Origin of the sequence: Pseudomonas zanjanensis (assembly GCF_014268745.2) — a bacterium.
GTDB lineage: Bacteria > Pseudomonadota > Gammaproteobacteria > Pseudomonadales > Pseudomonadaceae > Aquipseudomonas > Aquipseudomonas zanjanensis.
The window spans coordinates 220,041-232,321 of record NZ_JABWRB020000002.1 but is presented as its reverse complement, the minus strand read 5'-3'; the positions used below and the strand labels follow the sequence as shown (position 1 = coordinate 232,321).

The 12,281-nt window shown below is 61.3% G+C and carries 10 protein-coding genes and 4 tRNA genes; 6 read left to right on the top strand and 8 right to left on the bottom strand.

The features are described from left to right. The first annotated feature begins 110 nt into the window (after positions 1-110). The 5 genes from HU715_RS16835 to HU715_RS16815 all read left to right on the top strand — a co-directional run bounded on the left by HU715_RS16835 (position 111) and on the right by HU715_RS16815 (position 3,958). Complete coding sequence (locus HU715_RS16835; protein WP_186709018.1) at positions 111-1,004, top strand: LysR substrate-binding domain-containing protein; 894 nt, start codon at positions 111-113, stop codon at positions 1,002-1,004. Between the two features lie 218 nt (positions 1,005-1,222). Then, complete coding sequence (locus HU715_RS16830) at positions 1,223-1,849, top strand: DUF1780 domain-containing protein (RefSeq protein ID WP_186709015.1); 627 nt, start codon at positions 1,223-1,225, stop codon at positions 1,847-1,849. Then, complete coding sequence (locus tag HU715_RS16825; protein ID WP_186709012.1) at positions 1,846-2,373, top strand: MOSC domain-containing protein; 528 nt, start codon at positions 1,846-1,848, stop codon at positions 2,371-2,373. Before HU715_RS16830 ends, HU715_RS16825 begins: the two co-directional genes overlap by 4 nt. A gap of 52 nt (positions 2,374-2,425) precedes the next feature. Further along, positions 2,426-2,599 (top strand): DUF3094 family protein, encoded by a 174-nt coding sequence (locus HU715_RS16820; RefSeq protein WP_039593877.1) that lies wholly within the window; start codon positions 2,426-2,428, stop codon positions 2,597-2,599. 60 nt (positions 2,600-2,659) lie between these two features. Beyond that, entirely contained in the window at positions 2,660-3,958 is a 1,299-nt protein-coding gene (locus HU715_RS16815; RefSeq protein ID WP_186709009.1) for an NAD(P)/FAD-dependent oxidoreductase, read from the top strand. A gap of 211 nt (positions 3,959-4,169) precedes the next feature. Here the strand turns inward: HU715_RS16815 and HU715_RS16810 are convergent, their stop codons facing one another. From HU715_RS16810 to rluD, 8 genes are all read right to left on the bottom strand, one after another. Then, the gene (locus HU715_RS16810) at positions 4,170-5,795 is read right to left on the bottom strand and encodes a methyl-accepting chemotaxis protein (RefSeq protein WP_186709002.1); all 1,626 of its coding nucleotides are present in this window, start codon (positions 5,793-5,795) and stop codon (positions 4,170-4,172) included. Between the two features lie 148 nt (positions 5,796-5,943). Next, positions 5,944-6,020: transfer RNA gene (locus tag HU715_RS16805), tRNA-Pro, on the bottom strand. Positions 6,021-6,114: 94 nt separating this feature from the next. Further along, a tRNA-Lys gene (locus tag HU715_RS16800) sits at positions 6,115-6,190 on the bottom strand. 5 nt (positions 6,191-6,195) lie between these two features. Next, positions 6,196-6,272 (bottom strand) — tRNA-Pro (locus HU715_RS16795). Positions 6,273-6,279: 7 nt separating this feature from the next. Next, positions 6,280-6,355, bottom strand: a tRNA-Asn gene (locus tag HU715_RS16790). 314 nt (positions 6,356-6,669) lie between these two features. After that, a complete protein-coding gene (clpB, locus tag HU715_RS16785; RefSeq protein ID WP_186708990.1) occupies positions 6,670-9,234 on the bottom strand; it encodes an ATP-dependent chaperone ClpB in 2,565 nt (854 codons plus the stop codon). Positions 9,235-9,364: 130 nt separating this feature from the next. After that, positions 9,365-10,090: a peptidoglycan editing factor PgeF gene (gene pgeF, locus HU715_RS16780; RefSeq protein ID WP_186708987.1), complete on the bottom strand. Its 726-nt coding sequence runs from the start codon at positions 10,088-10,090 to the stop codon at positions 9,365-9,367. Further along, a complete protein-coding gene (gene rluD, locus HU715_RS16775; protein WP_186708981.1) occupies positions 10,087-11,049 on the bottom strand; it encodes a 23S rRNA pseudouridine(1911/1915/1917) synthase RluD in 963 nt (320 codons plus the stop codon). Before rluD ends, pgeF begins: the two co-directional genes overlap by 4 nt. Before the next feature lie 150 nt (positions 11,050-11,199). On the opposite strand from rluD, the gene HU715_RS16770 reads away from it, so the two are divergent. Continuing rightward, a complete protein-coding gene (locus HU715_RS16770; protein WP_186708980.1) occupies positions 11,200-12,216 on the top strand; it encodes an outer membrane protein assembly factor BamD in 1,017 nt (338 codons plus the stop codon). Positions 12,217-12,281: the final 65 nt, after the last annotated feature.

Here is a 12,281-nt window from a genome sequence, read left to right as displayed (position 1 = left end):
CCGCGACGTCAAACAATCGTCAAGCCCCAGGAAGCCGAGGAATTCTGCGAAATCCCCACCGTACCGGATACCGATTTATGCGCCCGATGTAATTGAGTTAAAGTCACTTCATGAAACGTCACCTACCCCCATTGAATGCACTGCGTACCTTCGAGGCGGCTGCCCGCCTGGGCAAGATGAATGCGGCCGCCGAAGAGTTGTCCGTCACCCCGGGTGCTGTCAGTCGCCAGGTCCGTCAGTTGGAGCTGAGCCTTGGCGTGGACCTGTTCGAAGGTCCAAAGAACAAACCGCAGCTCACCCCTGCCGGGCAAGAACTCCTGCCGGAATTGACGGCCGCGCTGGATCAGATCGAGGCCGCGGTGGGCAGGGTCCGAGACACGGCGACCGGCACCCTGGACGTGTCCTGCTTCAGCACGTTCACGGTCAAGTGGCTGATTCCCCGTCTTTTCGACTTCAATACAACTTACCCGCAGATCAAGATCCGCTTGAGTTCACCGATCCATGGGACCGACCCGGGGCGGGACCGTTATGACGTGATGATCACGGCAGAACAGGACGTCGTGGATGAATGCAAAAACACCGTCCTGTTGTTCCCCGAACGCTTGGGCATCGTCTTGGCGCCGTCCTTATCCGCGCGTATCCAATTGACTGACTTGAGCTCGATTTTTCGCCATCCCCTCCTGCACACCAAAACCCGTCCGGATGCCTGGGCGAACTGGGGCGATGCGATGGGATACCCCGCCAGCGCGCCGGCCGGACTGGAATACGAGCACTATTACTTTACGTTGGAGGCGGCAATTGCCGGCTTGGGGATTGGTGTCGCGCCATGGCACCTGGTGGCCGATGACATTCGCCTGGGTCGCCTGGTGGCACCGTTCGGATTTCAGCCAAGCCGCTACACCTATATCGCCAAGCGCAGCGCGCAACACAGCAAGAAACGGGATCTTTTCTGCGCCTGGTTGGCGCGTCAGGCTGAACAGGATGGCCTGCCGGGCCCTGCCTGAGGTTCATCCTGTGGGAGCGGGCTTGCTCGCGAAGGCGGCATTACAGTCAACGATGATGTTGAATGTGCTGTCCTCTTCGCGAGCAAGCCCGCTCCCACAATGGGGTCTGCGGTGTACATGAGTTTTGTGGCAACAGCATTACCTGCCTGAGCGAAAATTTCGCCCCATCACAGCAGCTTTATTTTTTTTGGCCACATTTGAACGCTAAGCTTGGGCTCATGGATGACTCCGATTACTTACGCCTGCTGACCATCGCGGCCGAGCAAGCCAACGCCTTTCTTTCCAATGCCCGCAAATGGGAGCGTGAGCGTTGGGTCTGCCAGCGTCTGCTGCAAGGGCTGAACGTGCCTTATCGGGCCGACGAGTTCGCCCCGGCCGGGGAGCCGCCGGACGTACTGTTTCGCGATGCCAATTTCGAGGTGTTTTTTGTGCTCGACGAGGGCCGTCGCCTCAATGACGAATGGCGCGATGAACTGCAACGCCGCCGCAGCGCCTTTTCCCTGAGCCAACTGGTGCGGCGCGAAGCCAAGCCCAGGCGGATCCCGGCCAATGAATTCCTGCTGCGCCTGGCCCCGACGCTGCGCAAGAAAGCCCACAACTACACCGAGCGCGGCATGGACTTGGGCGATCTGGACATCATCGCCTTCGCCAGCCTCAAGCGCGAAGTGCTGGACCTCAACAGTCACTTTCCACCGCCCACCGAATACCTGCGCCAGGGCTGGCGCTCGCTGTCGCTGGTGGGGCCGACATTTGCCCGGGTGCTGTTCGCCCATCCCGATGCGCCGGACTTCCTGCGGGGCAACCTGGGCCGCAGCATTGTCTTCGATGTGGGGATCAGCCTGTGAGTCCATTGCAGGAGCTGATCGCCGCCGTGCCGCAACAGGGCCGTGTGCGCTGGATCGGCGTGCGCCCCCAAGGCCACGCACCGATGATCGAACTGGACGCCGTGGAGGCGCGCCTGGAGGCCGGGCTGACCGGCGATCATGCCCGCCCCGGAGTGCGCAATGCGCGGCAAGTCACGCTGATCCAATGGGAGCACCTGGCCGTGATCAGCGCACTGATGGGCCGCCCCGAGGACCAGCCGGTGCTGCCACAGGCCCTGCGGCGCAACATTGTGGTCAGCGGCATCAATCTGTTCAGCCTCAAGGGCCGGCGCTTTCGCATCGGCCAGGCCATTTTTGAAACCACCGGCTGGTGCCAGCCCTGCGCCCGATTGGAGCGAAACCTCGGCGAAGGTACATTCCAGGCCGTACGCGGCCATGGCGGAATCACCGCCCGGGTGTTAAAAAGTGGAATCATTCGCCTGGACGACCCCCTGGCCGTCGAACCCGTGCCGGCGAGCGGCTATGCTGCTTTCAATGCCGGCTAGCCGGACGCTGTAACGTCTTCACATTCCGCAACGTCTACCTGACGAGGCCTTTATGACCAGCCGCCTGAACCCAGACGACCAGAAGCATGTCGAAGAGTACCTGCAACTGTCCCAGCACCGAGTCGAGCGCCGGCCTTTCCGGCCGTGGATGCTCCTGGTGGTGGTACTGGCCATCACGATTGGCCTGGGCCTGTTGAGCCGACTGATCAGTTACCTGACGCTATGAGCCGCTTGATGCTCGCGCGGGTAACGGCACCGAATTCCTTTAGCCTTGCGAGATATCCCCATGACTCATCGTATTGTCATCGTTGGCGGCGGCGCCGGCGGCCTGGAGTTGGCTACCCGTCTGGGTAAGACTCTGGGCAAGCGCGGCACGGCCAGTGTGATGCTGGTCGACGCGAACCTGACCCACATCTGGAAACCCCTGCTGCACGAAGTGGCTGCCGGCTCCCTCAACTCTTCCGAAGACGAACTCAATTACGTTGCCCAGGCAAAATGGAACCACTTCGAGTTCCAACTGGGCCGCATGAGCGGTCTGGATCGCGAGCGCAAGAGAATCCAGCTGGCCGCCACCTATGACGAGGCGGGCATCGAGCTGCTGCCGGCGCGGGAATTGGGCTACGACACCCTGGTGATTGCCGTCGGCAGCACCACCAACGATTTCGGCACCGAAGGCGCGGCGCAACACTGCCTGTTCCTCGACACCCGCAAGCAGGCGGAGCGCTTTCACCAGCAATTGCTTCACCACTATCTGCGTGCCCACGCCGGGCAGACCGATATCGTCGAGCGCATCAGCGTCGCCATCGTCGGCGCCGGCGCGACCGGGGTCGAACTGGCGGCAGAGCTGCACAATGCCGCCCACGAACTGCACGCCTATGGCCTGGACCGGATCAAACCGGAGAACATGCACATCACCCTGATCGAGGCCGGGCCACGGGTGTTGCCGGCACTGCCGGAACGCATCGGCGGACCGGTGCACAAGACGTTGGAAAAACTCGGCGTCAACGTGATGACCAACGCCGCTGTCAGCCAGGTGACCGCCGACAGCCTGATTACCGCGGACGGCAAAGTGATCGACGCGAGCTTGAAGGTCTGGGCGGCCGGGATTCGCGCGCCAGAATTCCTCAAGGATATCGACGGGCTGGAGACCAACCGGATCAACCAGCTGCAAGTGCTGCCGACGCTACAGACCACTCGCGACGAAAACATCTTTGCCTTCGGCGATTGCGCCGCCTGCCCGCAACCCGGCAGCGATCGTAACGTTCCGCCCCGCGCCCAGGCCGCGCACCAGCAAGCCTCGCTGCTGGCCAAATCGCTGAAACTGCGGATCGAAGGCAAGGCCCTGCCCGACTACAAATACACCGACTACGGCTCGCTGATCTCGCTGTCGCGCTTCTCGGCGGTGGGCAACCTGATGGGCAACCTGACCGGCAGCGTAATGCTCGAAGGCTGGCTGGCGCGGATGTTCTATGTGTCGTTGTACCGCATGCACCAGATGGCGCTGTACGGCATGTTCCGCACGGCCATGCTGATGCTGGGCAGCAAGATCGGACGCGGGACCGAGCCTCGGCTGAAGTTGCATTGAGGATAAAAAGCGAAGCGCCAACCGCTGGTGGTGGCGCTGAGTTTTAGAGGTGCATCGCCTGTTCCATCGTCTTCGCGAGCAAGCCCGCTCCCACAGGAGAGCGAGTACCACATGAGTACGCGATCTCCTGTGGGAGCGGGCTTGCTCGCGAAGACGCCAGTGCAGTCAATAGTTATCTAAACGATATCACTCGATCTGCGCAGCCAATCATTCAAACCTGAAACCGCTGCACCATCGTGCGCAGCGAATTCGCCAGTTGCGACAACTCATGGCTGGAAGCGCTGGTCTGATCCGCGCCGGAAGCCGAGCGCACCGACAAATCACGAATGTTCACCAGGTTGCGATCGACCTCGCGGGCCACTTGTGCTTGCTCCTCGGCAGCACTGGCGATGACCAGGTTGCGCTCATGGATCTCGCTGACCGACGCCGTAATGGTGTGCAGCGCTTCCCCTGCCCGCTCCGCCATCGCCAGGGTGCTTGCCGCACGACTGGAGCTGGCCTGCATGGAATCGAGTGCCTGGGTGGCACCGCTGCGCATGCCTTGGACCATCTGCTCGATTTCCTGGGTCGATTGCTGCGTGCGATAAGCCAGCGCCCGCACCTCGTCGGCCACCACCGCGAAGCCACGTCCACTCTCTCCCGCCCGGGCCGCTTCAATGGCCGCGTTGAGGGCCAGCAAGTTGGTCTGCTCGGCGATGGCGCGGATTACGTCCAGCACCTTGCCGATATCCTGCGACTGGTTGGCCAAGGATTGCACCAGGCCGCCGGTCACTTGCACATCGTTAGCCAGGGCGCCAATGGCCTCGACCGTGTCGCTGACCCGCTGCTGCCCCAGGGATGCCGACTCACTGGACTGACGCGTGGCATCGGAAGTGGAAACCGCATTGCGAGCAACCTCCTCCACAGCGGTGGTCATCTCGGTGACGGCGGTGGCAGCCTGTTCAATTTCGTTGTTCTGTTGCTGCAGGCTGTGGGTGCTGTCGAGCGTGACGGCGTTCAGCTCATCGGCTGCCGTGGCCAGTTGCGCGGCCGAGCCGCTGATGCCCTGCAACGTCTCGCGCAGATTCTGCTGCATGGCCGCCAACGCCTTGAGTAAACGGCTGACTTCGTCGTTGCCATGGGTTTCGATCGGTCGGGTCAAGTCACCCCGGGCGACGCTCTCCGCAGCATCCAGCGCCTCGCCCAGGGGCTTGACGATACTGCGCGTGAGCAACATGGCCAAGGCCACCGTGGCCAGGGCGGCAAGCACAATGAACAGGCTGACGATCATGCGGGAATTGGCGTAGTGCTCCTGGGACTTCTGGCTCTCGATGGACACCTGCTTGGAGAACAACTCCGCCAGATCGTTGAGCTGCTTGCCGGAACCGTCCACCACGGTCTTCATGTCCACCAGCAGCAACTTGATCAGATCATCCCGACGCCCCTGTTCCGCCAGGGTGAAGGATTGCGCGATACCGGTACGGTACGCAGCGAACGTCTGCTTGAACTGGTCGTAAAGGGCCTTGCCTTCAGGCGTCACGACGAGTTTTTCGTAAGCCGCGATTTTTTCGCCCAACTCCTTGTCGCGGGTGTCCATCTGGCCGCGGTACACCGGGATGTTCTTCGGATCCTGGTCCAGGGCCATACGCAGGGAGATCGTGCGGATCCGCAACATCCACTCGCGAATCTCGTCACCCCCGCGAATGCTAGGCAGCCATTGGGTTTCCACAGCGACTTCACTGTCACGAATGCTCGACATCTGCCCCAGCGCAAACACCCCGAGCAACGCCACCAACACGGCGATCAAGGCAAACCCCAGCGCGGCGCGGGGGGCGATATTCAACTGACGAAGAAACATAGGGGTGCCTTTTTTATTGTTGGCCCGAGGTGGGGCCGGGCCCCTGTCGGTGGGTTATCGGCAAGTTGTACGATGACTTAAGTCAATCCACTTTATTCCAGGCAAAAAAAAAAAATCCCCGTATCTTTCGATACGAGGATTTTTAATATGGTCGGGGTAAGGGGATTCGAACTCCTGACATCCTGCTCCCAAAGCAGGCGCGCTACCGGACTGCGCTATACCCCGGTAAAAAAAAGGCGACCTTTGCAAGTCGCCTTCCTCGATCAGTGCTTTTGGCCTCTGATCTTAAGATTCGATTCCAGCGAGCTGGTTTCAAAAATGGTGGGTCGTGTGGGATTCGAACCTACGACCAATTGGTTAAAAGCCAACTGCTCTACCAACTGAGCTAACGACCCAAATATGGTCGGGGTAAGGGGATTCGAACTCCTGACATCCTGCTCCCAAAGCAGGCGCGCTACCGGACTGCGCTATACCCCGATTGAAATGGCTCCGTGACCAGGACTCGAACCTGGGACCCAATGATTAACAGTCATTTGCTCTACCGACTGAGCTATCACGGAACTGATATTTCAAGTTACTGCAATTTGAAGCTACATCGTTGAATCTCGCTTCAACCTCTTTCACCGTCTGCATCGCTGCGTTCGTGTGTCTGAGGCGCGCTATTCTACAATTTTCAAAACCTCTGTCAACCCCTTAAATTGCTTTCAAGACAATGATTTGCAACTTATTTTGGATTCCTTCTCAGTGAGAAGTAACCCTTGGGGTGACGTACTGCGGGGCGCACTTTACAAGCCTTTTCCTTTGAGTTCAACGGCCTGATGAAAAAAATGGCCTCGCAAGGCAAGGCCATTTCAATCGCCAGCAGTCCCGGCTATCAGTTAAAGACGATTTCGTCGTTCTCCACCGTACCGGTCACGGTTTCGCCCGGCATGAAGCGACCCGACAGAATCAGCTGCGCCAGCGGGTTTTCGATCCAGCGCTGGATCGCCCGCTTCAGCGGCCGAGCGCCATAGACCGGGTCGTAACCCACCGCGATCAGCTTGTCCAACGCCTCATCGCTCAATTGCAGTTTCAGCTCGCGCTCGGTCAGGCGGCTGCGCAGGCGGCCCAACTGGATCTCGGTAATCCCGGCAATCTGATCCCTGGCCAACGGCTCGAAGATCACCACTTCGTCGACCCGGTTGATGAACTCCGGCCGGAAGTGGGTAGAGATTGCGTCCATCACCGCCGCGCGCTGCGCCTCGCGATCACCCACCAGCTCCTGGATCTGCGTCGAGCCCAGGTTGGAAGTCATCACGATCACCGTGTTGCGGAAGTCCACCGTGCGCCCGTGGCTGTCGGTCAGGCGACCATCCTCCAGCACTTGCAGCAGGATGTTGAACACATCCGGGTGCGCCTTCTCGACCTCATCGAGCAGGATCACCGAGTACGGCTTGCGACGCACGGCCTCGGTCAGGTAACCGCCCTCTTCATAACCGACATAACCCGGTGGTGCACCGATCAGCCGTGCCACGGAATGTTTCTCCATGAACTCGGACATGTCGATGCGCACCATCGCCTCCTCGGTATCGAAGAGGAACTCGGCCAGTGCCTTGCACAGCTCGGTTTTACCGACACCGGTCGGGCCGAGGAACATGAACGAGCCGCTCGGACGGTTAGGGTCCGACAACCCGGCTCGGGACCGGCGCACGGCGTTGGACACCGCCACCACCGCCTCTTCCTGACCGATCACGCGCTGGTGCAGCAGGCTTTCCATCTTCAGCAGCTTGTCGCGCTCGCCTTCGAGCATCTTCGAGACGGGAATGCCGGTCCACTTGGAAACCACTTCGGCGATCTCTTCCTCGGTCACCTTGCTGCGCAGCAACTGGTTTTCGCTCTTGCCGTGCTGGTCGACCATTTGCAGGCTGCGCTCCAGGTCCGGGATCACCCCGTACTGCAGCTCGGCCATGCGGTTGAGGTCGCCTTTGCGGCGAGCCGCTTCCAGTTCCTGGCGAGACTGTTCGATCTTCTGCTGAATCTGCGCAGACCCCTGAACCTCGGCTTTCTCCGAGTTCCAGATTTCCTCGAGGTCGGAATACTCACGCTCGTGACGCACGATTTCTTCCTGCAACCTCTCCAGACGTTTCTTCGCCGCTTCGTCGCTTTCTTTCTTCAGGGCCTGGGACTCGACCTTGAGTTGAATCAGGCGACGCTCCAAACGATCCAGCACTTCGGGCTTGGAGTCGATCTCCATGCGGATGCGGCTCGCGGCCTCGTCGATCAGGTCGATGGCCTTGTCCGGCAATTGCCGGTCGGTGATGTAGCGGTGGCTGAGCTTGGCCGCCGCGATGATCGCGCCGTCGGTGATCGCCACCTTGTGGTGAACTTCGTAGCGCTCTTTAAGGCCACGCAGGATGGCGATGGTGTCTTCTTCGCTCGGTTCCTCCACCAGCACTTTCTGGAAGCGCCGCTCGAGGGCCGCATCTTTCTCTATATATTGGCGGTACTCGTTGAGCGTGGTCGCGCCAACACAGTGCAACTCGCCACGGGCCAACGCTGGCTTGAGCATGTTGCCGGCGTCCATCGAGCCTTCGCCCTTGCCCGCACCGACCATGGTGTGCAGTTCGTCGATGAAAAGGATGATCTGCCCTTCCTGCTTGGACAGCTCATTGAGCAGGGACTTGAGCCGTTCTTCGAACTCGCCGCGGTACTTGGCACCGGCGATCAGAGCCCCCATGTCCAGGGACAACAGACGCTTGCCCTTGAGGCCGTCCGGCACTTCACCGTTGATGATGCGCTGGGCCAAGCCCTCGGCGATGGCGGTTTTACCCACGCCAGGCTCACCGATCAGCACCGGATTGTTCTTGGTACGGCGTTGCAGCACCTGGATCGTGCGGCGGATCTCATCGTCGCGACCGATCACCGGGTCGAGCTTGCCTTCCTCGGCACGCTTGGTCAGGTCGACGGTGTATTTGTCCAGCGCCTGGCGCGACTCTTCGTGGTTCGCGTCGTTGACCGCTTCGCCGCCACGCAGGTTGTTGATGGCGTTTTCCAGGGCTTTCTTGCTCACCCCTTGGCCAAGCAGCAACTTGCCGAGCTTGCTGTTCTCGTCCATGGCGGCGAGCAGCACCAGCTCGCTGGAAATGAACTGGTCGCCCTTCTGCTGGGCCAGGCGATCGGCCTGGTTGAGCAGCCGCGCCAAGTCCTGGGACATGTTCACGTCACCGGTCGGATTCTGGATCTTGGGCAACTGGTCGAGTTCTTTGGCCAACTCTTTGCGCAGGCTGTTGACGTCAAAGCCGACCTGCATCAACAGCGGCTTGATGGAGCCGCCCTGCTGTTCGAGCATGGCTTGCATCAAATGCGCCGGTTCGATACCGGGATGGTCCAGGCCGACGGCCAGGGACTGGGCATCGGACAGGGCCAATTGCAGTTTGCTGGTTAAACGATCAATACGCATGGGTCACCTTCCTAATGAGCAGGCCGGACCTAGAAAACATCCTGAATGAAGAAACCTGCCAGATACCGTTATAGATGTGGTCGATTCTGGAAGATTCAAGCCGGGCGCCCTTGATGCAGATCAGAGAAGTCTAGCGCTCGATCCAGATCAGCGAGGCGAAGCGACCGGTGCGCGGATTGCGCCGGTAGGAAAAGAAACGTGGGTCGGTCACGGTACAGAAACCGCCGCCGTAAACGGCCGTGACACCCCGTGCCGCCAGACGCAGCCGTGCCAATGCGTAGATGTCGGCCAGGAATTTTCCGGCGTTGGGGCTCGCGACGAAGGCTTGTGCCGCCTGGGGCAGCTGCGCGATGAAGGCTTCACGCACTTCCGGTCCGACTTCGAAGGCGTGCGGGCCGATGGCGGGGCCGAGCCAGGCCAGGATTTCATCCGCAGGCACGGCAAGGCTGTCGAGGGTGGCTTCCAGCACACCGTTCGCCAACCCGCGCCAACCGGCGTGGGCCGCCGCGACGCGGGTGCCGGCACGGTTGCAGAACAACACCGGCAAGCAATCGGCGGTCATCGCCGTGCACGCGATACCCGGCGTGGCGGTCCAACTGGCATCGGCGGTCGCCACCTGGGTCGGGTCAGCCTCGACCACGGCAATGCCGTGGACCTGCTGCAGCCAGGCCGGGGTGATGGCGAAGGGATCGGTGAGGCGGCGGCGGTTTTCGGCGACGGCCGTGGGGTCGTCGCCGACATGGTCGCCCAGGTTGAGGCTGTCGAACGGCGCCAGGCTGACGCCGCCCTCGCGGGTGGTGACGCAGGCCTTGACCCGGGCCGGCGCGGGCCAGTCGGGTGTCAGCCAGTCACTCATCCGATGAACGCCTCGCGGTCCTGCTTGAGCAACGTCAGCAACCAGACGAAATCATCCGGCAGTGGTGATTCCCAGCTCATGCGCTTGCCGGTCGTCGGGTGATCCAGCTCCAGGAAACGCGCGTGCAGCGCCTGGCGCGGGAAACTCTTCAGCGATTCGACCATGGTCTGGCTGGCGGCCGGCGGAATGCGGAAACGACCGCCGTAGGCCGGGTCGCCCACCAACGGGAAGTTGATGTGGGCCATGTGCACGCGAATCTGGTGGGTACGGCCGGTTTCCAGCTTGACCCGCACATGGGTGTGGGAACGGAAACGCTCCAGCACGCGGTAATGACTGACCGCCTGCTTGCCGCCTTCCATCACCGCCATGCGCTGGCGCTGCTGGCCGTGGCGACCGATCGGGGCGTTGATCTTGCCACCGGCGGTGACCACACCGATCACGATGCACTCATAGATGCGGCTGACGCTGCGGCTTTGCAGCTGTGTGACCAGCTGTGTCTGCGCCTGGATGGTCTTGGCCACCACCATCAGGCCGGTGGTGTCCTTGTCCAGGCGATGGACGATGCCGGCACGGGGCACATTGATGATGTCCGGCACGTGGTGCAACAAGGCGTTGAGCAGCGTGCCGTCGGCATGACCGGCCGCCGGGTGCACCACCAGGCCCGCGGGCTTGTTGATCACCAGGATGTCATCGTCTTCATAGACGATGTCCAGGGCAATGTCCTGGGCGACCCATTCTCCCTGGGCCTCCTGCTCGGCAGTCAGCTCGAGGATGGCACCGCCGTGGACGATGTCGCGCGGACGGATCACCGCCCCATCCACAGTCAGGCGGCCGTCCTTGATCCAGGCGGAAAGGCGCGAGCGAGAGTGCTCGGCAAAGAGTTGTGCGGCGACTTGATCGAGGCGTTGGCCGCCCAAATCGGACGGCACCTCTGCGCGAAGTTCTATTTTATCGGACATGCTCGGACTGGGCGTCGGCACAGCCTTTGGTTTCGGCTGCGCGCTTGTGGTTAAATACGGCGTCTTTTGCCCCGAGGCTTTCAACGGGGCGCTCATCATAACAGGACGGCCCCGCCCAAGACAGCGGCCGTCATAGGGACGCAAGCCGCCATGCAAGTGAAACACCTGCTGCTGATCGCCATCCTCGCATTGACTGCTGCTTGCTCGTCGAAGGAAGTCGTAGACGAAAACCTGAGCGAAGTCGAACTGTACCAACAGGCGCAGAACGACCTGGATAACAACAGCTACACCAGCGCCACCGCCAAGCTAAAGGCGCTGGAGTCGCGGTATCCGTTCGGTCGCTACGCCGATCAGGCCCAGTTGGAGCTGATCTACGCCAACTACAAGAACGCCGAGCCGGAAGCCGCCAAGTCCGCCGCCGAGCGCTTCATTCGCCTGCACCCACAGCACCCGAACGTCGATTACGCCTATTACCTCAAGGGCCTGACCTCCTTCGACCAGGACGTCGGCCTGCTGGCGCGCTTCCTGCCGCTGGACATGACCAAGCGTGACCCGGGCGCCGCGCGCGACTCCTACAACGAGTTCGCCCAGCTGACCAGCCGCTTCCCCAACAGCCGTTATTCGCCTGATGCCAAGCAGCGCATGATCTACCTGCGCAACCTGCTGGCTTCCTACGAAATCCACGTGGCCGACTACTACCTGACCCGTCAGGCCTACGTCGCCGCCGCCAACCGTGGCCGCTACGTGGTGGAAAACTTCCAGGAAACCCCTTCGGTGGGTGATGGCCTGGCGGTGATGACCGAAGCCTACCAGCGCCTGCACCTGGACGACCTGGCCGCCACCAGCCTGGAAACCCTCAAGCTGAACTACCCGGATCACCCTTCGCTGGTCGACGGCCAGTTCACCCCGCGCGTTGACGAAGCCGACAACCGTTCGTGGCTGAGCAAGGCCACCCTGGGCCTGATCGAGTCCCGTCCACCGCTGCCGCCGGGCGAAACCCGCGCCAACCAGGACGTACAGCGCCAGTTCCAGGATGCCAAGGAAGCCATCCCGAACGAACTCAAGCCCAAGGATGAAAATGGCGACGTGATCGAGGAAGAAGAGCCTGAGAGCGATTCCAGCGACCGCTCGTGGTTCAGCTACATGACCTTCGGCCTGTTCGACTGAGCCAAGGCACCTGCAAAAAGGGAGACCCGACGGTCTCCCTTTTTTGTGCCCGGGTTTTATTGCGC